The sequence below is a fragment of the Actinokineospora guangxiensis genome (genome assembly GCF_042657845.1).
GTDB lineage: Bacteria > Actinomycetota > Actinomycetes > Mycobacteriales > Pseudonocardiaceae > Actinokineospora > Actinokineospora guangxiensis.
The window spans coordinates 643107-662664 of sequence record NZ_JBHSKF010000003.1 but is presented as its reverse complement, the minus strand read 5'-3'; the positions used below and the strand labels follow the sequence as shown (position 1 = coordinate 662664).

Sequence of the window (19558 nt, the reverse complement as noted above, 5' to 3'; positions counted from 1 at the left end):
CTCCTCGAACAGGGTGAATCGCGCGGCGATTGTCGTCGGTCCCAACGCCACGATCCCACTCCGGCTTCCCGCGTCCCAACCTGCGGGATGCGGTGCTCAGCCCGCGGGCTGGGCTTGCGGATTGGGCCAGGCGTTCGGCCTGCACACCTTGCCGTCCTTGGGCACCCCGCCCAGGCCGCGGTTGAGCTGGTGGACGTAGTCGTTGGCCACGCCGAAGGTCTGCTGCATCATCACCGGGGCCAGGCCGCCCTTCTCGGCGCAGCCGATGTGCGGCAGGTTGAACACGTGGCCGACCTCGTGGTTCACCACGTACTGGCGGTAGGCGAGCTGGTCGCCCTCGAAGGCCACCGCCCCGCGCACCCAGCGGGAGAGGTTGAGCACGACCCGGTCGTAGATCAGGCACGAGGACTCGTACTTGATCGTGTAGTTGCAGACGTCCGGGCGGTGGGTGGTGTCCGGGCTGGTGAGGCTGACCCGGAAGTCCGGGTCCGCCTCGGGGCCGACGCGCTTGAGCGCCACCTCGCCAAGGCCGGTCCAGCTGCGCGGGTCGCCCAGGGTGCGGGTGACCAGGTCGGCGAAGAGCTGGTCGCCGCCGTACTCCGCGGCGGGGATGCCGTCCTCGACCTCGACGGTGTAGGTGTACAGCCGCCCCTTGCCGACCTGCTTGCCGGTGCCGGGCAGCACCCGCCAGGTGCCCTTGCCCTTCTTCGTGAACGCCGCGCCGCCGGGCAGCTCGGCGGTCGGGATGTCCAGGTCGACCGGGGCCCGCTCGGTGAGTTCGGGGCCGGGGGTGGTCGTGGTGGCCTCGGTGGTCTGCTCGGAACCGGCCACCGGGTTCAGCCCCTCCGGCGCGCCCGTCGGCGACTTCTCCCCCGCGGTCTGCACCAGCACCAGCGCGGTGATCACCAGCAGCACCGGGACGGCGTAGACGCGCCAGCCGTAGGTGTCGAGGAACCCGCGCTTGACCGGCTTGCGGGTGCCCGTCGGCGCCTGGTCGGGCGTCCACGCCGCGGCCAGCGGTTCGGCGGTGGTGCGCCGCGCGCCGGGGCGGTAGCGGCCCTCGTCGGCTGCGGACGGTGACGGCACGTCGTTGTCGCGCTGCGTCGTCCGGCTCACGGCGTCTAGGGTGCCACACCCGCGCGTGCGCGCACCGTCACCGGGGTCACCAGCGGTTCTCCGCCGCGGCGTCCCAGAGCCCGAGCACCGCGCGGGCCACGGTGTCGGGCTGTTCCATCTGCGCGACGTGGCCGACATCGCGCAGCACGAGCAGCCGGGCGTTGGGGATGGCGCGGGCGGTGCGCGGGGCCTTGCGCACCGACATCAGCTTGTCCTTGTCCCCCCAGACCACCAGCGTGGGCGCGGTGACCTTCGGCGCGGCCCGCCACAGCGAGCGCGGGCCGACCACGAGCCACGAGCGGATCAGCGCGATCGTGCTGGCCGCCAGCGCGGGCGTCGACCAGGCCATGTCGAGGCGCTCGGCGTACTCGGCGACCGACTCGGCCACGCGCTCCTCGCTGACCAGGCTCGGGTCGGCGAAGCACAGATCCAGCATGCGCCGGGCCCGCTCGGTGGGCGGCATGGCCGCCAGCGCCTCGCGGCTGCGCCTGCCGACCACCGGCAGCATCGCGAGCACCATGCGCGGGTCGGAGAGCCGCTTCGGGCTGGGCCGCAGGTCGGGCACGGCGGGCGAGACGAGGGTGAGGGTGCGCACCAGCTCGGGCGCCTCGGCGGCGGTGAGCAGGCTGATGGCCCCGCCCATCGAGTTGCCCAGCAGGTGCACCGGCCCGTCCAGGCCGCGCAGCACGCGGATGAGGGTCGCCACGTGCGAGCGCAGGGTGAAGTCGTAGCCGGTCGGCGGAGCGCTGCGGCCGAAGCCGGGCAGGTCGACGGCGAGGCCGGGCGCGTGCCCGCTGAGCTGGTCGGCGAGGTCGGTCCAGTTGGTGGCCGAGCCGCCGAGCCCGTGCACGTAGACGGCGGGGACGGCGGAGGCGGCGGGGTCGCCACCCGTCCCAGGGGTGCGGCGCACGTGCAGCCGGACGCCGCCGATGGTCTCCTCTGCGCCCGGCCACGCGGGCCGGGACCGGTCGACGGGCGGCAGTTCGGCGGTGGAGAGCGGAACGGTCATCCGACCATTTTTACCCGCGTCCACCCGGCTCGCCGAGGAGTGAGCTGGATCACGGCGGATACTTGTGGTGGCCGCGACCGGTGGGCAACCATTCCCGCAACCGGCCTACCGGCGGGTAGTGTCGGTGGACCGGTTCAGCGCGGCCCGGCGAGGATGAACGCGAGCGAGGGGACTCATGTCGGAGACGATTCAGCACAACGGCGGGCGCGGCGCGCGGCTCCCGCGCACAGCGCGCCGCGCCCAGCTGCTGGCCGCCGCGCAGGACGTGTTCGCCGCGAACGGCTACCACGCCGCGGGCATGGACGAGATCGCCGAGCGCGCCGGGGTCAGCAAGCCGGTCCTCTACCAGCACTTCCCCGGCAAGCTGGAGCTCTACATGGCGCTGCTGGAGAAGCACGTCGACGAGCTGATCAGCCGGGTGTCCTCGGCGATGGAGACGACCCAGGACAACAAGACCCGGGTCCGCAACGCGGTGCGCGCCTACTTCGACTTCGTGGACGGCGAGAGCCAGGCGTTCCGGCTGGTCTTCGAGTCCGACCTGCGCAACGAGCCGATGGTGCAGGACGCGATCAACCGCGCCACCAGCGCCAGCGTCGACGCGATCACCGCGACCATCACCGCGGACGCGGGCCTGGACGAGCACCGGGCCAGCCTGCTGGCCGTCGGCCTGGTCGGGGTCAGCCAGGTCGCGGCGCGCGCGTGGCTGGACGACGAGCGCGCCGTCCCCAAGGAGGAGGCGATCGCGCTGATCTCCACCCTGGCCTGGCGCGGCATCGGCGGCGGGTTCCCGCTGCAGCCGCACGAGTAGCGCGGCGATGAGGGAGCCCTCCCCCTGCCGTTCTCAGCTTCGCGCGGGCACGGTGGAACCATGCGGCTTTCAGTAGCGGGGTGCAGCGCCCTCGGCGGGCGCGAGACGAACCAGGACTCCTGGTACGCCGATGACCGGCTGATCACCGTCGCCGACGGCGTCGGCGGCGCGCCCGCGGGCGACGTGGCCTCGCGCCTGGCGGTCGAGTCGACCGCCGCCTCCGGCCCGGACATGCCGCCGGAGGAGACCGCCAACCGGGCCAACGCCGCCGTCCGCGCCTACGCCTCGACCGACCCCGCCACCCACGGCATGGCCACCACGCTGGTGCTGGCCGTGCTGTGCGGCGACGGGACCGTGCGCGGCGCGCACGTCGGCGACAGCGTCACCCTCGTGCAGACCGACCGGGTCGAGTTCCTCGGCTCGCCGCACACCCTGGGCGCCGAGCTGGTCGCCGCCGGGCACCTGACCGCCGAGGAGGGCGCCCGGCACCCGAACCGGCGGGCCCTGGTCCGCGCGGTCGGCATGGACGCGACCGTGCAGGCCGACACCTGGGAGCGCCCGGCGGTGGTCGGCGAGCGCTACCTGCTGTGCAGCGACGGGCTGACCGACGCCCTGGACGACGACGTGTTCCTCGCCGCGCTGGCGGGCCTGCGCGCCGCCGACCCGCGCCAGTGCGTGGAGACCCTGGTCCGGCTGGCCTGCGAGGCGGGCGCGCGCGACAACGTCACCGCCGTGGTGGGCGACGTCGTGATCGGGGATCCGGCTTGGCGGCGCTGACCGTCGACTACCACGCCCTGCCCGAGCCGGTGGAGGTCGACCGGTCGACCCGCTTCGCGCTGGACCGCGACTTTCTCAGCGCGGGCGCCGACGAGCGCGTCTCCCGCGGCCCGAACGCGCCGTACCTGCGGCACATGGACGACCGGTGGTGGCTGGTCAACGGGCACGGCCGCCAAGCGCCGCTCGCGGTGTACGTGGTCGCCGAGAGCCGCCGCTTCACCGTCGCCGAGCGCTGCGCGTTCCCGCTGCCGGACGGGGAGTCCGAGGTACACGTCTGGGACTCGAAGTACCGGGTGCGGCTGGTGGTCTCGGGCAGCGCGCCGGTCGAGGAGCGGCCCGAGCTGGGGCCGGAGACCTCGATCGGGCTGTCCGGGGCGGCGGTGCGGGTGCAGCTGCTGCTGACCCGCAAGCCCCGGCACCGCGCGGTCCTGGCCGCCTACTACCGCGAGTACTTCACCCCGGGCATCGCCTCGCCCGCGCCGCTGGGACGGGCGCAGACGCGGCTGTGCATGGGCCTGACGTCGTTCACCGCGCTGGAACGCGCCCTGGACGAGGTCACCGTGGAGATCTGGGGCGAGTCGGCCGGGCACCGCCACGAGCTGCCGGAGTTCCTGATCTCCGAGCGGCTGCTGGTGGCCGAGGACCAGGCGCTGGTGCCGCACCGGCTCTGCGGGCACCGCTGAGTCACGCGCGGCCGGCCGCGGTGAGGATGCGCGCGACCAGGTCGTCGGCGCGTTCGTACGGGAGCATGTGGCCCGCCGCGTGGTAGACGACGAGTTCGGCGTCGGGCAGCTCGGCGGCGATGGCCCGGGAGTGCTCGGCCGGGATCAGCCGGTCGCGCGCGCCGGTGAGCACCTGGGTCGGCACGTCCCGGTAGACGCGGACGGCCTCGGCGGCCTCGTGCCGGTTGATCGAGGAGCGCAGCGCCGCCGCCGAGCGCCCGTGCACCACCCCGAGCTGGTCGGCGACGGAGAGCAGGTCGGCGCGCTGGAACGGCGCGCCGAAGAGCAGCCAGCGCAGGAACGCGCGCTGGGCGCGCAGTTGCAGCGGGCTCGGCTTCCTGGGCGGCTTGGGCGCCGGGGAAGCGGGTGCCGCCTCGACTGACGCCGCCCGGCGCGCTCGCCGCTTGCCCTGCTCGCGCATCAGGGCCTGTCCCGCCTTGGCGACCGGGCGTGGCAGCCCGAAGGTGATCTCGCGCATCCGCCCCGACGAGGTCGAGACGAAGAACGCGGCGTGCGCCCGCGAGCGGACCAGGTCCGGGTGGCGCGCGGCCAGGGCCATCATCGCCATGCCGCCCATCGAGTGGCCGACGAGCACGAGCCTGCCCGCGGGCGCCAGCGCCTCGATCAGCTCGGCTAGGTCATCGCCGAGGCGGTCGATCGCCGGGTCGGGGGCGTGCCCGGAGGAGCCATGACCCCGGTGGTCGAAGCGCACGACCCGCACCCGCTCGGCCAGCCGGGGAAAGACGGCGTCCCACACCCGGTTGTCGCTGGTCCAGCCGTGGGCGAGCAGGACGGTCACCGGCGCATCGGCGGGCCCGGTGTCCTCGACGCACAGGTCGACGCCGTCGGATGTCTGGAACGCGGTCTGCGGCACGACCCTCAACCTACTACGAAGTAGCTTCTTTCGGCAGCAGCATGGACCGTCGCCACAGCAGCATCGACGGCCCGCCGACGAGGTCGGCCTCCGTGAGGAAGGCCATGATCCGCTCGCCCCAGAACCGCACGGTCTCCTGGAAGTGCGGGTTCTTCTTCGCCGCCTTCCACGCCGCGCGCCTGTCCAGCCCGACAGCCTCGTACACCCGCGGGTTCACCAGGCTCAGCACCACGAAGTAGGACACGACCGCGGCCATGACCCGGTGGTACTGCTTGGCGGCCCAGCTCGCCTCGGCCATGCCCTGGACGACCTCCTGGCGGGCGAAGGTGACGTGGCGGGCCTCCTCCAGCACATGGATGCGGTTGACCATCCTGATCAGCGGCTGCAGGCGCTCGTCGTTCATGTTCTCCCGCTGCATGCGGTCGAGGATCTCCTCGGCGACCAGGATCGCGGCGTAGGCCGACGGCCCGCGGCCCAGGACCGGCAGCACCCTGGCGATCGACTTGATCCACTTGCGCGGGCCGTAGGCGGGCACGCCGAAGCGCCTGCACGCCTTGCCGAACATCGTCGAGTGGCGGCACTCGTCGGCGATCTCGGTGAGCATGTAGTGCACGTGGTCGGTGGTCGGGTCGTGCCGGTAGACCTGCTTGAGCAGCATCTGCATCAGCAGCACCTCGAAGAAGATGCCGGTGCTGGCGATGCTGGCGGTCTCGTGCAGCCCCAGCTCGCGCCGCTGCTCGGGGGACATCCGCTCCCACAGCTCTGTGCCGTAGAGGGAGATGCGGCGCTCGGGGTGGAAGTCCTTGTCCTCGGCGATCGGGGCGTCCCAGTCGATGTCCACGTCGGGGTCGTAGAACTTGTCCGCCGACGACTTGAGCAGCCGCCCCGCGGTCCGCTCCCGATCGGCTACCTTGGCCACCTGCAGCGCGCGGCTCATCGAAGAGACCTCCATCGTGCTGTTCTCGTCATGCGTTACTTCGAGTAACAGTTACCTCTGGTAGCATGCTGGCCATGGCGGATCGTGTCAAGGGACACACAGGCAAGCTCTCCGGCGACGCCCGGCGCGACCGGTGGAAGTCGCACCGCGCCGCCCGGCGCGAGGAGTTCGTCGAGGCCGCGCTGCGCGCGCTCGCCGAGCACGGCCCCGACGTGGGCATGGAGCACGTCGCCGCCGAGGCCGGGGTGACCAAGCCGGTGCTCTACCGGCACTTCACCGACAAGGCCGACCTGTTCGTCGCACTCGGCCAGCGCGGCACCGAGATCCTCTTCGAGCGGCTCATCCCGGCGATGAACCGCGAGGAGGCGCCGCTGCCGCGCATCCGCAAGAGCCTCGACGCGTTCTTCTCGATCATCGAGGAGTACCCCAACCTCTACCGCCTGCTCGTCCGCCGCACCTTCGGCGACCGGCGCATCGACTCCGACATCGTCGCCGAGGACAAGGGCGTCATCGCGGGGGCGCTCGCCAGCCTGCTCGGCGACTACATGCGCGCCTTCAAGCTCGACTCCGGCGGCGCCGAGGTCTGGGGCCACGGCATCGTCGGCATGGTCCAGAACGTCGGCGAGTGGTGGCTGGAGCGGCGCACCATGAGCCGCGACGCCGTCGTGGAGTACCTGGCCGCGACCATCTGGGCCGCCATCGACGGCACCATGCGCGCCCACGGCGTCTCCGTCGACCCGAACAAGCCCCTGGAGATCAACAAGCTCGTCAAGCTGGGCGACGGCGGCGACGCCGCGGCCGGGTAGGGAGACAGCCATGACCCACGACCAGGCCGACCACCTGCACGGCGCCGGGCAGGCCACCGCCCACGATCACGCCCACGACGAGGACGGCTACACCGGCCAGGCCACCCTCGTCGTCGGCGAGCGCGAACTGCCCGTCCAGGTCGAACTGCGCGGCCACTTCCAGCCCATCGACGGCTACTACCGCTGGTACGGCCGCCTCCAGGCCGATCCGGCCGTCTCGGAGCTGGCGGGCGGCAGGAAGACCAAGGCGGTCCTGCGCACCCCCGGCGGCGAGGCCCCCGGCGAACTCTCCGACCCCGACCCGTGGGACCGCTACCGCATCATGGGCACCAGCAGGCCCCCGTTCGCCGTCCAGACCACCCTGGACCGCGCCGACGTCTGAGCCCACCGAGCGGTCCGCGCGGACGCCGCGGCGTGGTGGCGACCCCCAGTCGCGCCACCGAGCCCCCGCGCGGACCCCCGGTATGGCGGGGAGCCCGTCCAGGATCGGCCCGCGGCGGTCCCGGGACCAGGAAAGCGGCGTGCAACTGATCGGCAACTATCCGCCATGCCGCCCACGCCGCGAACGGCCCGCCCGTAGGGTCGTCCGGGTGGACGCCTCTCCCCCGGTCCGCGGCGAGGCTGCGGAACCGCGCCTCGGACGCCTGCTCAAGCAGGCCAGGGCCGCCAAGGGGCTCACCCAGGGCGAACTCGCCGAGCGCTCGGCGGTCAGCGTGCGGACCATCTCCAACCTGGAGGGCGGCCGGATCACCGCGCCCCGGCACTCCTCGCTGCGCGCCATCGCCGCCGCGCTCGACCTCAGCGGCGACGCCGTCGCCGAGCTGGTCGCCGCGGCCACCCCCGGCGCCGGGGAGGCGGGCGAGCGCCCGCGCAGGCCGGGCGGGGTGATCCGGGAGCCGCTGACCCGCCTGCTCGGCCGCGAGGAGGACCGGGTCGCGCTCAGCGGCCTGATCGTCGACGGCGGGAGCAGGCTGGTCACCATCACCGGGATGGCGGGCATCGGCAAGACGCGCCTGGCCCAATCCGTCGGCCGGGCGGCGCAGGACCGGGGGGTTGCCGCCTGGTGGGTTCCGCTCGCCGCGCTGACCAGCGCGGACCTCGTCCTGCCCGCCGTCGCCGAGGCCATCGGGGCGCGGACGGGCACGGTCGACTCGATCGAGGCCGATCTGCCGGAGCGGCCCGCGGTGCTGGTGGTCGACAACCTGGAGCACCTGCCCGGCGCCGACGCCGTGGTGCAGGACCTGCTCGCCCGCGTCCCGGACGTCACGGTCCTGGCGACCAGCCGCGCGCCGCTGCGGGTCGCAGGCGAGCAGGAGTGGCCGCTGCGCCCGCTGCCGGTGCCGGAGGCCGACACCCCCGACGCCGTGCGCGCGACCGCGTCGGCGGGCCTGCTGGTCGAACGGATCAGGTCGGCCGCCCCTGCCTTCGCCGTCACCGAGGACAACGCGCCCGCCATCGCCGCGGTGTGCAGGCGGCTCGACGGCCTGCCGCTGGCGATCGAGCTCGCCGCCGCGCGGTGGCGGGTGCTCGGCCCCGACGACCTCCTCGGCATGATCGAGGCCAACCCGTTCGACCTCAGGGACGAGGGCACCCGCTCCCCCGAGCACGTCTCCCTGCGGGTGGCGCTGGACGCGACCTGCTCCCTGCTCACCGACCGCCAGCTGGCCGCGCTGGGCGCGCTGTCGGTCTTCCGCGGCGGCTGGACCCGCGAGGCCGCGGGGGCGGTGGTCGGCGGGGGCGTCGTCTCCGACCTCGACGGCCTGATGGCCCTGGGCCTGGTGCAGGCCGCCGACGGCCCGACCGGGCGGCGCTTCACCACGCTGCCGACCATCGCCGCGTACTCCGCGGAGCTGGCCCGCGAGCGCGGCCTGACCGAGGCCGCCGAGCGCGCGCACGCCTCGTGGGCGCACCGCTGGGTCGGCTCGCTCGGGCTCACGGTGGACACCCTGACCGCGCACGCCCCCGCGATCGGCGCCGAGCGCGACAACGTGCGCGCCGCGCTGCGCTGGTTCGCCGAGCACGACCCCGACCGCGGTGTCGAGCTGGCCTCGGCGCTCTACCAGTACTGGGTCCACTTCCGGCACGCGGCGGAAGGGCTGTCCTGGCTGGTGGGGCTGCTGGAGCGGGCCGCGCCCGCGCCGGGCAGGGCACTGCGGTGGAGCGAGGCGGCGTGGCTGGCCCGCTCCCTGGACCGCCACGCCGACGCCGTCGAGCACGCCCGCCGGGCCGTGGCCGCCGCCGAGGACGACGGCGACGCGGTGGCGCGGGTCGCGGCGCTGAGCACGCTCGGGGACGTGGTCGAACTGCACGAACCCGGGCAGGGCATCCCCGCCCACCGCGCGGCGCTCGCCCTGGCGGAGACGGCGGGCGACGACCCGATGCTCTGCCGCACGCTGATCCGCCTCGGCACGGCCCTGTGCGACCTGGGGTCGGTCGAGGAGCCGCTGCCGCTGCTGCGCCGCGCGACCGACCTGGCCAGGCGGCTGGGGCGAGGGCACTTCGAGCTGTCGTCGCTGCTGAACGCGGCCAACTACCTCAACCACCACGGCCGGTACCGGGAGGCGCGCGAGGCGCTGGCCGAGGCGGAACCCCTGCTGCCCACCTCGGGCCCGCCGGACGCGCACACCTACTGGCGCGCGCAGACGGCCATCGCCCTCGTCCGCTCCGGCGAGGTGGCCGACGCGCGGCGCTTCGCCCACCACTCGCTGGACGACGCCACCGGCGACAACCAGCACCGCCACACCAACGAGGCGTGGATGGCCGCCGCGGAGGTCGCCATCGCCGAGGGCCGCTCGACCGAGGCGTGCGCGAGCCTGGTGCAGGTGCTCTCGTCGCGGTTCGGCCTGCACGGCCCGCTGAGCCAGAGCCTGGTGCTGGCCGGGCTCGCGGTGGCCGCCGACGACCCCCGGACCGCCGCGGGCGCACTGGCCGCCGTCGAGGGCCTGCGGAACCGGTACGGCCACGGACTGCCCGGCCTCACCAGGACCAGGGTGGCCGCCGCGGACGCGCGCTGGCGCGCCGAGCTGGGCGAACGCTGGGACGCCCTGCTCGCCGAGCGGCGCGACTCCCCCGTCGACGAGCTGGTCGCCGCCCTCGTCGCGGCCTAGACGATCGGGCCCGCGCGGGACGGGGGAGCAGGCGTCCCCCAGGCCGCCGCTGATCGCCCGCGCGGGCCGACGCCTCCCCCAGGGGTGGTGGGGAAGCGGTTCCATCCTCGCTCGCGCGGGATCGGCGGACCAGGAAAGCGACGCGCAACTGGCAGGCAACTCCGAGCCCACCGGGGTGCGGACGCCGAAAGGGGCGCACCCGTCGCGCGGGTGCGCCCCTTCGGGTCCGTTCAGTCGATCAGGGCGCGAAGCCCACCTTGCGCGGGTCGGCGCCGCCGATCTCCACGTACGCCACGCGGGCGCTGGGGACCAGGTAGCGGCGGCCCTTGTCGTCAACCAGCGAGAGCTGGCCCGAGCTGTTCTTGAGGGCGTCGGCGACCAGGGCCTCGACCTCGTCAGGAGTCAGGGTGCTGTTCAGCACGAGCTCCCGCGCGGTGTCCGCGACACCGATCTTGACCTCCACGCGACCTCCACGCTTGTAGTTGCCTGACCGAAGGCTAGTCCACCCCGGGCCGACGGGTGGCGACGGCCGGGCCGTGTTCACCACCCGCGAACGCGGATCAGCCGAGGCCGAGCGCCGACATCCGCTTGCCGTGCTGCTGCTGCAACTTGCGGAACAGCGCCGCGATGCCCGCCAGGTCGCCGGTGCCCGCCACGATCAGCTCGGCCAGGCCGTCGCGCTCGGCGACGACGTACTGGGCCTGGGTCAGCGCCTCGCCGAGCAGGCGGCGGCCCCACAGGGCGAGCCGGTCGCGGACCGTCCGGTCGCGCTCGATGGCGGCGCGCACCTCGCGCTCGGCGAAGGCGGAGTGCCCGGTGTCGGCGAGGACCTCGGTGACCAGCGCGGAGGTCTCCTGGTCGAGCCAGGAGCCGATCTCGCGGTAGAAGTCGGCCGCCAGCCCGTCGCCGACATAGGCCTTGACCAGCGACTCCAGCCACGAGCGCGGCGCGGTCGACGCGTGCCAGGTGTCGATGTGGCCGATGAAGGGGCGGACCGCGTCCTCCACGTCGACGCCGTGGTCGGCGAGGAAGCGGGCGATCGTGCGGTAGTGGCCCATCTCGGCCGCGGCCATCTCCGACAGCGCGGCCCGGCCGGTCAGCGTCGGGGCGGTGCGCGCGTCCTCGGACAGCCGGTCGAAGGCCGACAGCTCGCCGTAGGCCAGCACACCCAGCAGGTCGACCACACCCTGGGAAAGCGCGGCGCGCCCCCCGACCTCCGCGTTCTCCATGGTGGCAGGGTATCCGCCTGGCCCGCCGGGTAGACTCGGCAGGACGCCTGCCCGCCAGTACCGGCGGAAACGGGCGGCCCACGGCCTTCACGGCCGGGGCGGAGGGTGCGCGCAAGCCTCGATGAGCCCTCCCGCGACACCGGGTGCGAACCCCGCGTGCGCGGTCGAGCGGCCCGACCAGGGCCCTGCGCGCTGGTGAACTAGAGAGGTTGATCACCCTGACGAACGACAACACCGAACAGGACACCGGCCACGGCAGTGGGCCGGACACGGGCATCGATCCCGTGATCCTGGAGCACAGCGAGGCGGGCGCGCCCGACGCGGACACCTCGCACGGCCTGCAGGCCGGGGCGCCGGTCACCCCCGACGCGCCGACCTTCGCCGAGCTGGGCGTGCACCCCGAGATCGTGCGCGCGCTCGGCGAGGCGGGCATCGAGCGGACCTTCGCCATCCAGGAGCTGACCCTGCCGCTGGCGCTGGCGGGCGACGACCTGATCGGCCAGGCCCGCACCGGCACCGGCAAGACCCTGGGCTTCGGCGTGCCGCTGCTGCAGCGGGTCGTCTCCCCCGGCGACGGCACCCCGCAGGCGCTCGTGGTCGTCCCGACCCGCGAGCTGTGCCTGCAGGTCACCCACGACCTCAAGGACGCGGGCAAGCACCTCGGCGTGCGCGTGCTGGCCATCTACGGCGGCCGCCCGTACGAGCCGCAGATCGCCGCCCTGCGCAAGGGCGTGGACATCGTCGTCGGCACCCCCGGCCGCCTGCTCGACCTGGCCGAGCAGCGCCACCTGGTGCTGGGCAAGGTCGGCGGCCTGGTCCTCGACGAGGCCGACGAGATGCTCGACCTGGGCTTCCTGCCCGACATCGAGCGCATCCTGACCATGGTCCCCGAGCAGCGCCAGACGATGCTGTTCTCGGCGACGATGCCCGGCCCGATCATCACCCTGGCCCGCACGTTCCTGCGCCAGCCGACGCACATCCGCGCCGAGGAGAACGACCAGGGCGCCATCCACGAGCGCACCACGCAGTTCGTCTACCGGGCGCACTCGCTGGACAAGGTCGAGGTGCTGGCGCGCATCCTGCAGGCCGAGGGCCGCGGCCTGACCATGATCTTCACCAGGACCAAGCGCACCGCGCAGAAGGTCGCCGACGAGCTGGTCGAGCGCGGCTTCGCCGCGGGCGCCGTGCACGGCGACCTCGGCCAGGGCGCGCGCGAGCAGGCGCTGCGGGCCTTCCGCACCGGCAAGGTCGACGTGCTGGTCTGCACTGACGTCGCCGCCCGCGGCATCGACGTCGACGACGTCACCCACGTCGTCAACTACCAGTGCCCCGAGGACGAGAAGACCTACGTCCACCGCATCGGCCGCACCGGCCGCGCGGGCAAGACCGGCGTCGCGATCACCATGGTCGACTGGGACGAGGAGGCGCGCTGGAAGATGATCAGCGACACCCTCGGCCTGGACAAGCCCGAGCCGGTCGAGACCTACTCCACCTCCGAGCACCTGTTCTCCGACCTGGGCATCTCGGACAAGTCGACCGGCAGGCTGCCGCTGTCCAAGCGGACCCGCGCAGGCCTGGACGCCGAGCCGGAGGAGGACCTCGGCGGTCGCAAGCGCGCCGGCGGCGACCGGGCGCGGCGCACCAGCAGCCGCAAGCGCTCCGGCCCGGCCGAGCGCGAGTCCGCTCCCGTGGGCCAGGACGGCGACGAGAAGTCCAGCAGGCCGCGCAGGCGGCGCAGGCGCGGCGGGGTCGACATCGAGGGCGGCTCCGGCGAGTCCGGCGCGGCCCCGGCCGAGCCGACCCAGCAGGCCGAGCCCGGCGCGGCGGAGGCCAAGCCCGCCCGCTCCAGGGCGCGCAGGCGCAGGCGCGGCGGCGAGGTCGTTTCCCCGGGGTCGAACGCCGGCGAAACACCGGGGTCGGCAGACTGACCTGGTGACCGCACCGGAGCCCCCGAACAGCGAGGCTGGTTCCGCACCCGAGGAGCCGCCGCACCCGAGCACGCCCGCGAACGGGGAGCAGGCCGCGGGCCGCGCCGCGCTCGACGGCGCGGCCCACCAGGACGGCCTGTCCCCGGCGGGGGGCGACGGCGACGGGTTCCACACCTGGCGCGCCGAGGACGTCCTGGCGGGTCCGCCGCCGGAGCCGGTGCAGCCGCGGGAGCGGACCCGCTTCACCCGCCGCCGCGACCTGGTCGCCGCCGCGGTGATCGTGGTGGCCCTGGTCGTCGCCGGGGCGCTCGTATGGCAGAACGCCGACTTCCGGGCGACCGCGTCGACGCAGGGCGCGGCCCCGCCCTCGCCCGCCGGGCCGGAGGTGTTCCCGCCGTCGCTGGGCGAGGTGTGGCGCGCGCAGAGCGCGGCCACGCCCGAGCCCGTGGTGGCCGGGCCGGTCGTGGTGACCGGCGAGGGCGGCGAGGTGGCCGGGCGCGACCCGCTGACCGGCGAGGTCGTCTGGAGCTACCGGCGCGACCTGCCGCTGTGCGCGGTCAGCGGCGCCTTCGAGCACGCCATCGCCGTCTACCGCGGTGACGGCGGCTTCCTGCCCGACGGCGCCCCCCGCGCCGAGGGCGCGTGCAGCGAGGTCACCTCGCTCTACCCGGAGAACGGCGGCAGGCACACGGCGCGCAACTGGGACGCCGAGCTGGGCGCCGAGCTGACCGACGACGGCACCTACCTCACCTCGGCGGGCAAGCACCTGATCACGACGCTGCGCTCGGACCTGGTCGAGACCATGGAGTACGGCCAGGTCCCCGCGCCGGTCGTGCCCGAGCGCCAGCCCAGGACCGGTTGCATGTTCGACTCCGTGCACATGGCGGCGGGCCGCATCGGCGTCATCGAGCGCTGCCCGGACGACCTGGCCGACCGGCTGACGGTCTACAAGGCCACCGGCAAAGACGCCGACCGGCCCGAGGTCGTCTTCAGCACCGTCCTGGCGACGGAGTCCGCGCAGGTCGTGGCCATGACCGACCGCTTCACCGCGGTCGCGGTCCCCGACCCGGCCGCCCTCCTGGTCTACGGCGACGACGGCAACCAGGCCTCCAGCACGCCACTGGAGCTGGGGCCCGGCGGGCTGGCCCAGGCGGGCTCGGTGGCCGAGACGGCGATGGGGACCGGCGCGTTCTACTGGTTCACCGGGTCCTCGGCGGTGGCGCTGTCGCTGGAGGACCTCAAGCCGAAGTGGACCGTGCCGGGCGCTTTCGGCCCAGGTGTGGCGTTCGCGGGCCGGATGCTGGTCCCGGTCGCCGACGGCCTGGCGGTCGTCGACCAGACCACCGGCGAGCGCGTCGGCGTGCTGCCGGTGGCCCGGGACGGCTACATCGGGCCCATCGCGATGGGCGCGATCGGTCCCATCGTGCTCGAACAGCGCGGCCCGCTTTTGGTTGCTTTGCGATAAGACGCGGCCGGGGTCCGAGGCGCACACTGGGTCTCATGTCCGACCTACCGGTTCACTCGCAACTCTCCTCGCACAGGGCCGTCCAGGTCGAGCTGCCGGGCCGGTACGCGGCCCTGCGCTCCACCGGCGAAGGCCCTGTGGTCCTGATGGTTCCCGGCTACACCGGGTCCAAGGAAGACTTCGCCCCGCTCCTCGATCCCATCTCCGACGCCGGCTACCAGGCGGTGGCCATCGACCTGCCCGGTCAGATGGACACCCCCGGCCCGGACGACGAGTCCGCCTACCTGCCGACCGCCCTGGGGACAGGGCTGGCCGAGCTGGTGGAGAAACTCGCCTCCGACGGCAGGCCCGTGCTGCTGCTGGGCCACTCCTACGGCGGCCTCATCGCCCGCAGGGCGGTGCTGGCGGGCGCTCCTGTCGCCGGGCTGACGCTGCTCTGCTCCGGTCCCGGCGAGCTGCCGCAGGGCACTCGGCGCCAGGCGCTGGAGCTGGGCGACCCGCTGCTGCGCAAGCACGGCCTTGAGGCCGCGCACCAGGCGCAGGAGGCGCTCAACCGCGGCAATCCGCGCTGGCAGGAGATGCCGGAGCCGATGCGGGAGTTCTTCCGCGCCCGGTTCCTGCGCAACTCCGAGGCCGCCCTGCTGGGCATGGCGCGCGGTCTGCGCACCGAGCCCGACCTGGTCGCCGACCTCTCGCGCAAGCTGCGCGGGTCCAGCACCGGCTGCCTGGTGGCCTGCGGCATGGCCGACGACACCTGGCCGCCCGCGGTGCAGCGGGACATGGCCGACCGGCTGGAGGCCGACTACGCCGCGATCCCCGGCGCGGGCCACTCGCCCGCCGTCGAGGCGCCCGAGGCCCTGCTGGATGTGCTGCTGCCGACCTGGAACACCTGGATGACCTACGCTTGATGTCTACAGAGGACAGTCCTCTGTAGACGTCAGGTCAGGCCCACCAGAAGTACCAGATCGCCACACCGCAGGCGATGGCCACCATCAGCATGGCCAGCGCCGCCTGCGGTCCGCGCCGCCGGTCGGCGACGCGCTGGGCCACGACGGCGGCGGCGGCCGCGCCGAAGTGCCCCAGCAGCACCCACAGGCCGGGGCCGGGCACGTCCGGCTGCGTCCAGGCGAAGACCTGCAGTCCGAGCACGACCACCGCGAGGCCGCACAGGCCGATCGCGACCGCGCCGGTCAGGTCTCGCCACGGCCCGCCGGGGCGGGGAGGCGCGGGGGCGTCCTCGGCGGGCCGCGTGCGCGCCGAGGGCAGCTCGACTGTCGTCGCGTCCGCGTTGTCCGCACTGTTCGCCTCAGGGCGGGTGCGGCCGGGGGCGGGGAGGCGTTCGGTGGGGCCGGTCACGACGACAGCATCGCCCATGGCTCCAGGGCGGGGCCAGCGGCCTGCCCGTCGGCGCAGCTGCGCCGGAAGTCGCACCAGGAGCACTGGCGGCCGGGATTGGCCGGGAACAGCACGTCGCCGTCGCCGCCCGCGCGCAGCGTGTCGGTGGCCAGCTGGAACTCCTCCGCGCTCTCCTCGGCCCGGCGCAGGTGCCTGGCCAGCGACTCCTCGGTGTGCTCCCAGGCGGCGACGGTGCCCGTGGGCAGGTGGTGCAGCTCGACCTTGGTGCACGGCCTGCGCAGGGTGCGGCGCGCGGCCAGCACGTAGAGCGCCAGCGCCTGCGAGCCGCGGGCGTCGTCGGTGGTCAGCCCGTGGCGGCCGGTCTTGTAGTCGACGATGACGACCTCGTCGCCGCGCTGGTCGATGCGGTCGACCCTGCCCTCGGCGACGAGGGAGCCCACCGGCGCCGACACCCAGCGCTCCAGGCCGACCGGCTCGTGGGCCACGTCGAGTTCGGCGACGTAGTCGTGCACCCAGCCCGCGGCCCGGTCGCGGTGCTCGGCGGCCTGGGCGGCGTCGGCGAAGCCGTCGTCCTTCCAGTGCGTGCGCACCAGCCCGGCCGCCGCGTCGGCGCTGCGCGCGCGCTGGGGCAGGTCGAACAGGGCCTTGAGCGCGTTGTGCACGACGGCCCCGAGGGTGCTGTGCGCCCACGGGCCGCCGCGTGCGGGCGTCGGCCGGTCGAGGTAGGCCATGCGGAAGCGGCGCGGGCAGTCCGCCCACGTGCCCAGCTTCGACGGCGTCACCTTGATCAGCCGCTTCGGCATGCTCTCGAAGCCGAGCTGCCCCTGGCTCACTTGACCTTGCACGCCTCCACGGTACGCAGTCCCACCGACACGATCCGCGCCCGCCCGCCGCGGCGGGCTCGGGCAGAATCGGCGGCGTGGAGATCTGGCACAACCCCCGCTGCTCGAAGTCGCGCGCGGCCAAGGCCGCCCTCGACTCCGCCGCCCCCGGCCACACCGTCCGCCGCTACCTCGACCAGCCGCCCACCGAGGCCGAGCTGGAGGCGGTGCTGACCAGCCTCGGCCTCCAGCCGTGGGACATCACCCGCATGAAGGAGGCCAGGGCCAAGGAGCTGGGCCTGGCGGGCTTTCCCCGCGAGCGCGCTGCCTGGATCGCGGTGCTGGCCGCCAACCCGGTGCTCATCGAGCGGCCGATCATCCTCACCGACGACGGCCGGGCGGTCCTGGCCAGGAGCCAGGAGGCCATCGACCAGGCGCTCGGCTGAGCGCGGTCGGCTGAGCGCGGTCGGGAACGGTGCTCAGCCGATGAAGCCGCGCACCGAGTCGGCCACCAGCTGCACCGCGATCGCCGCCAGCAGCAGACCGGCGATCTTGGCCAGCAGGGTGATCCCGCTGTCCTTGATGAACCGGATGACCACACCGGAATAACGCAGGCACAACCACAGGAACAAATGCACGGCGACAATGGCCGCGCCCAAGGCCAAATAGGAGCCGATATGCCCATCCGCCTGGCGGACGAACACGATCGTCGCCGCGATCGCACCCGGCCCCGCCAACAATGGCGTGCCAAGTGGGACTAATGCGACATTTACGTCTTCGGCGATCTCCTGTTCGGTCGAACCGCGCCCGGTGAGCAGGTCCAGCGCGATCAGCAGGAGCAGCAGCCCGCCCGCGCCCTGCAGCGCCGGGATGCCGATGCCCAGGTAGCGCAGGATCACCTCGCCGCCGATGGCGAACAGGCTGATTACCACCAGCGACACCAGCACCGCCTGCCGGGCCGCCCCGCGCCGGGTCTCCGGCGACTTGCGGCCGGTCAGGCTGAGGAAGACCGGAATGGTGCCCGGCGGGTCCATGATCACCAGCAGGGTGATCGTGGCCTCCACGAACAGCGCGCCGTCGAACATCAGGCGCCCGCCAGGACCCGGGCGCCGGTGGCACGGCGCGCGATCTCGGCCAGCACCTCCGGCGCGGTGCCCTCGGCGCCGATCGGGGTGGTCTTGTTGGTGCCGTGGTAGTCGCTGGAGCCGGTGACCAGCAGGTCGCGCCGCCCGGCGATGGCGCGCAGCCGGGCCCGCGCGTCGGCGTCGTGGTCGGGGTGGTCGACCTCGACCCCGTCCAGGCCCGCGCCCGCCAGCTCGGCGACGACGTCGGCGGTGACGACCGGCCCGCGCCGGTGGGCGAAGCCGTGCGCCAGCACCGACACCCCGCCCGCGGCCCGCACCAGGTCGATGGCCTCCAGCACCCAGGTCTTGCGGCTGGGCACGTAATAGTGATTGCGGCCGTTCAGCAGCGTCGTGAAGGCCTCGCTGACCGATCCGACGACCCCGGCGGCCACCAGGGCCTGCGCGAGGTGTGGGCGGCCCGCTGGGACCTCGTCGGGCAGGCCGGCGAGCAGCGCGTCGGCGTCGACGGGGTAGCCGTCGGCGGCCATCCGCCCGGCCATCAGGTGAAGGCGCGTCCGGCGCTCGGCCCGCGTGCGGGCGTGCTCGGCCACCATCGCCGCGGAGGCCGGGTCGAAGAGGTAGGCCAGCAGGTGCACGGTGCAGTAGCCGCCGCGGCCGTCCTCGGAGGCGCAGGTCAGCTCGGCGCCGCGCACCAGCGACAGCCCGGCGGGCAGCGCCGCCGCGGCCTCGGCCCACCCCGCGGTGGTGTCGTGGTCGGTGATCGCCACGGCATCCAGCCCGGCCCGCGCCGCGGCCTCGACCAGCCCGGCGGGGCTGTCGGTGCCGTCGGAGGCCGTGGAGTGGCAGTGGAGGTCGATCCGCACCCCGCCAGTGTGGCCGAATGACGCAGGTCACGCGGTCACGGGTGGGCCGGGACGGGTTCGGCGGGCGGCTAGACCTTGCCCGCCGCCTTCTTCTTGCCCCGGGCGATGCGTTGGGCCTTGATCATCGAGAACCGCTCGGCCTGGGCCTTCTTGTCGCCGAAGGTCAGCTCCGAGATCGCGTCGTAGACCTGCTCGGGCCTGGGCAGGTAGTCGATCCGGTTGAGCGCCTGGATCTGACCGGCCGACTCGACCACCATCGTGCCGTAGCCGAGCATGCGGCCGATCCAGCTGCGCTCGAAGGTCAGGTCGGTGACCTTGCTGATGGGCATCATCAGCACCCTGATCGTGAACACGCCCGTGGTCATCAGGAAGCGCTTGTCGGTGACCACGATGCGCTCGACCCACCACTCGATGACCTGGTAGGTGAAGCGCAGCAGCACCGCGAGCGCGACGTACCAGAGGATGTTCTGCACGAGCCACGTCGACGGCGGCAGGACGTAGGAGATCATCACGCACACGGCGAGCAGCGCGACGGCCTCGAAGACCTGCCAGGTCAGGTACGCCCAGTGCCTGCGCACCCGGATGACCCGTCGTTCGGAGTCGAGCAGGTACTCGTCTGGGTCACGGGGCGCGAACATGGTTCGACGCTACCCGT

At 73.9% G+C, this 19558-nt stretch carries 21 protein-coding genes; 10 read left to right on the top strand and 11 right to left on the bottom strand.

What is annotated here, in order from left to right:
* Positions 1-96: 96 nt before the first annotated feature.
* Together ACFPM7_RS09830 and ACFPM7_RS09825 are read right to left on the bottom strand one after the other, a co-directional pair.
* Positions 97-1116: a DUF3152 domain-containing protein gene (locus ACFPM7_RS09830; RefSeq protein ID WP_378246170.1), complete on the bottom strand. Its 1020-nt coding sequence runs from the start codon at positions 1114-1116 to the stop codon at positions 97-99.
* Positions 1117-1162: 46 nt separating this feature from the next.
* Positions 1163-2125: an alpha/beta fold hydrolase gene (locus ACFPM7_RS09825; protein ID WP_378246168.1), complete on the bottom strand. Its 963-nt coding sequence runs from the start codon at positions 2123-2125 to the stop codon at positions 1163-1165.
* Positions 2126-2300: 175 nt separating this feature from the next.
* Between ACFPM7_RS09825 and ACFPM7_RS09820 the strand changes: the two genes are divergently transcribed.
* Genes ACFPM7_RS09820 through ACFPM7_RS09810 form a run of 3 tightly spaced genes read left to right on the top strand, consistent with a single transcriptional unit; the run spans position 2301 to position 4393 of the window.
* The gene (locus ACFPM7_RS09820) at positions 2301-2933 is read left to right on the top strand and encodes a TetR/AcrR family transcriptional regulator (RefSeq protein ID WP_378246166.1); all 633 of its coding nucleotides are present in this window, start codon (positions 2301-2303) and stop codon (positions 2931-2933) included.
* 60 nt (positions 2934-2993) lie between these two features.
* Positions 2994-3710, top strand: a complete 717-nt coding sequence (locus ACFPM7_RS09815; protein WP_378246164.1) for a PP2C family protein-serine/threonine phosphatase — start codon at positions 2994-2996, stop codon at positions 3708-3710.
* Positions 3698-4393, top strand: a complete 696-nt coding sequence (locus tag ACFPM7_RS09810) for a hypothetical protein (RefSeq protein WP_378246162.1) — start codon at positions 3698-3700, stop codon at positions 4391-4393. Before ACFPM7_RS09815 ends, ACFPM7_RS09810 begins: the two co-directional genes overlap by 13 nt.
* Before the next feature lies 1 nt (position 4394).
* On the opposite strand, the gene ACFPM7_RS09805 is transcribed toward ACFPM7_RS09810, so the two are convergent.
* Together ACFPM7_RS09805 and ACFPM7_RS09800 are read right to left on the bottom strand one after the other, a co-directional pair.
* A complete protein-coding gene (locus ACFPM7_RS09805; protein WP_378246160.1) occupies positions 4395-5306 on the bottom strand; it encodes an alpha/beta fold hydrolase in 912 nt (303 codons plus the stop codon).
* Between the two features lie 13 nt (positions 5307-5319).
* Entirely contained in the window at positions 5320-6243 is a 924-nt protein-coding gene (locus ACFPM7_RS09800) for an AurF N-oxygenase family protein (RefSeq protein WP_378246158.1), read from the bottom strand.
* Positions 6244-6308: 65 nt separating this feature from the next.
* On the opposite strand from ACFPM7_RS09800, the gene ACFPM7_RS09795 reads away from it, so the two are divergent.
* The 3 genes from ACFPM7_RS09795 (at position 6309) to ACFPM7_RS09785 (ending at position 10156) form a co-directional block, all read left to right on the top strand.
* Positions 6309-7049 (top strand): TetR/AcrR family transcriptional regulator, encoded by a 741-nt coding sequence (locus ACFPM7_RS09795; RefSeq protein ID WP_378246156.1) that lies wholly within the window; start codon positions 6309-6311, stop codon positions 7047-7049.
* 10 nt (positions 7050-7059) lie between these two features.
* Positions 7060-7431 carry a DUF4873 domain-containing protein gene (locus tag ACFPM7_RS09790; protein WP_378246154.1) on the top strand — a complete coding sequence of 124 codons (372 nt, stop codon included), beginning with the start codon at positions 7060-7062 and terminating at the stop codon, positions 7429-7431.
* Positions 7432-7639: 208 nt separating this feature from the next.
* Complete coding sequence (locus ACFPM7_RS09785) at positions 7640-10156, top strand: ATP-binding protein (protein ID WP_378246152.1); 2517 nt, start codon at positions 7640-7642, stop codon at positions 10154-10156.
* Positions 10157-10394: 238 nt separating this feature from the next.
* On the opposite strand, the gene ACFPM7_RS09780 is transcribed toward ACFPM7_RS09785, so the two are convergent.
* Together ACFPM7_RS09780 and ACFPM7_RS09775 are read right to left on the bottom strand one after the other, a co-directional pair.
* Positions 10395-10619, bottom strand: a complete 225-nt coding sequence (locus ACFPM7_RS09780) for a DUF3107 domain-containing protein (RefSeq protein ID WP_378246150.1) — start codon at positions 10617-10619, stop codon at positions 10395-10397.
* Between the two features lie 97 nt (positions 10620-10716).
* Positions 10717-11385 (bottom strand): ferritin-like fold-containing protein, encoded by a 669-nt coding sequence (locus ACFPM7_RS09775; protein ID WP_378246148.1) that lies wholly within the window; start codon positions 11383-11385, stop codon positions 10717-10719.
* A 284-nt stretch (positions 11386-11669) separates the two neighbouring features.
* Between ACFPM7_RS09775 and ACFPM7_RS09770 the strand changes: the two genes are divergently transcribed.
* From ACFPM7_RS09770 to ACFPM7_RS09760, 3 genes are read left to right on the top strand one after another with little or no spacing between them, the layout of a single operon-like run.
* Entirely contained in the window at positions 11670-13313 is a 1644-nt protein-coding gene (locus ACFPM7_RS09770; protein ID WP_378246355.1) for a DEAD/DEAH box helicase, read from the top strand.
* 4 nt (positions 13314-13317) lie between these two features.
* Positions 13318-14778: an Rv3212 family protein gene (locus ACFPM7_RS09765; protein WP_378246146.1), complete on the top strand. Its 1461-nt coding sequence runs from the start codon at positions 13318-13320 to the stop codon at positions 14776-14778.
* A 35-nt stretch (positions 14779-14813) separates the two neighbouring features.
* Entirely contained in the window at positions 14814-15686 is an 873-nt protein-coding gene (locus ACFPM7_RS09760; protein WP_378246144.1) for an alpha/beta fold hydrolase, read from the top strand.
* 34 nt (positions 15687-15720) lie between these two features.
* Here ACFPM7_RS09760 and ACFPM7_RS09755 read toward each other — a convergent pair whose 3' ends face one another.
* Together ACFPM7_RS09755 and ACFPM7_RS09750 are read right to left on the bottom strand one after the other, a co-directional pair.
* The gene (locus ACFPM7_RS09755; RefSeq protein ID WP_378246142.1) at positions 15721-16134 is read right to left on the bottom strand and encodes a hypothetical protein; all 414 of its coding nucleotides are present in this window, start codon (positions 16132-16134) and stop codon (positions 15721-15723) included.
* A complete protein-coding gene (locus ACFPM7_RS09750) occupies positions 16131-16937 on the bottom strand; it encodes a RecB family exonuclease (protein WP_378246353.1) in 807 nt (268 codons plus the stop codon). Before ACFPM7_RS09750 ends, ACFPM7_RS09755 begins: the two co-directional genes overlap by 4 nt.
* 116 nt (positions 16938-17053) lie before the next feature.
* Between ACFPM7_RS09750 and ACFPM7_RS09745 the strand changes: the two genes are divergently transcribed.
* Positions 17054-17401: an ArsC/Spx/MgsR family protein gene (locus tag ACFPM7_RS09745; RefSeq protein ID WP_378246140.1), complete on the top strand. Its 348-nt coding sequence runs from the start codon at positions 17054-17056 to the stop codon at positions 17399-17401.
* A gap of 33 nt (positions 17402-17434) precedes the next feature.
* Here ACFPM7_RS09745 and ACFPM7_RS09740 read toward each other — a convergent pair whose 3' ends face one another.
* The 3 genes from ACFPM7_RS09740 to ACFPM7_RS09730 all read right to left on the bottom strand — a co-directional run bounded on the left by ACFPM7_RS09740 (position 17435) and on the right by ACFPM7_RS09730 (position 19541).
* Entirely contained in the window at positions 17435-18040 is a 606-nt protein-coding gene (locus tag ACFPM7_RS09740; RefSeq protein WP_378246138.1) for a MarC family protein, read from the bottom strand.
* A complete protein-coding gene (locus ACFPM7_RS09735) occupies positions 18040-18903 on the bottom strand; it encodes a PHP domain-containing protein (protein WP_378246136.1) in 864 nt (287 codons plus the stop codon). Before ACFPM7_RS09735 ends, ACFPM7_RS09740 begins: the two co-directional genes overlap by 1 nt.
* Positions 18904-18971: 68 nt before the next feature.
* Complete coding sequence (locus ACFPM7_RS09730) at positions 18972-19541, bottom strand: PH domain-containing protein (RefSeq protein WP_378246134.1); 570 nt, start codon at positions 19539-19541, stop codon at positions 18972-18974.
* Between the last annotated feature and the right edge of the window lie 17 nt (positions 19542-19558).

Coding starts and splice junctions, on each gene's coding strand:
- ACFPM7_RS09795 (WP_378246156.1), top strand. CDS start 6,309: ATGCTGGCCATGGCGGATCGTGTCAAGGGACACACAGGCAAGCTCTCC.
- ACFPM7_RS09730 (WP_378246134.1), bottom strand. CDS start 19,541: ATGTTCGCGCCCCGTGACCCAGACGAGTACCTGCTCGACTCCGAACGA.
- ACFPM7_RS09790 (WP_378246154.1), top strand. CDS start 7,060: ATGACCCACGACCAGGCCGACCACCTGCACGGCGCCGGGCAGGCCACC.
- ACFPM7_RS09815 (WP_378246164.1), top strand. CDS start 2,994: ATGCGGCTTTCAGTAGCGGGGTGCAGCGCCCTCGGCGGGCGCGAGACG.
- ACFPM7_RS09750 (WP_378246353.1), bottom strand. CDS start 16,937: ATGCCGAAGCGGCTGATCAAGGTGACGCCGTCGAAGCTGGGCACGTGG.
- ACFPM7_RS09820 (WP_378246166.1), top strand. CDS start 2,301: ATGTCGGAGACGATTCAGCACAACGGCGGGCGCGGCGCGCGGCTCCCG.
- ACFPM7_RS09740 (WP_378246138.1), bottom strand. CDS start 18,040: ATGTTCGACGGCGCGCTGTTCGTGGAGGCCACGATCACCCTGCTGGTG.
- ACFPM7_RS09825 (WP_378246168.1), bottom strand. CDS start 2,125: ATGACCGTTCCGCTCTCCACCGCCGAACTGCCGCCCGTCGACCGGTCC.
- ACFPM7_RS09775 (WP_378246148.1), bottom strand. CDS start 11,385: ATGGAGAACGCGGAGGTCGGGGGGCGCGCCGCGCTTTCCCAGGGTGTG.
- ACFPM7_RS09760 (WP_378246144.1), top strand. CDS start 14,814: ATGTCCGACCTACCGGTTCACTCGCAACTCTCCTCGCACAGGGCCGTC.
- ACFPM7_RS09800 (WP_378246158.1), bottom strand. CDS start 6,243: ATGAGCCGCGCGCTGCAGGTGGCCAAGGTAGCCGATCGGGAGCGGACC.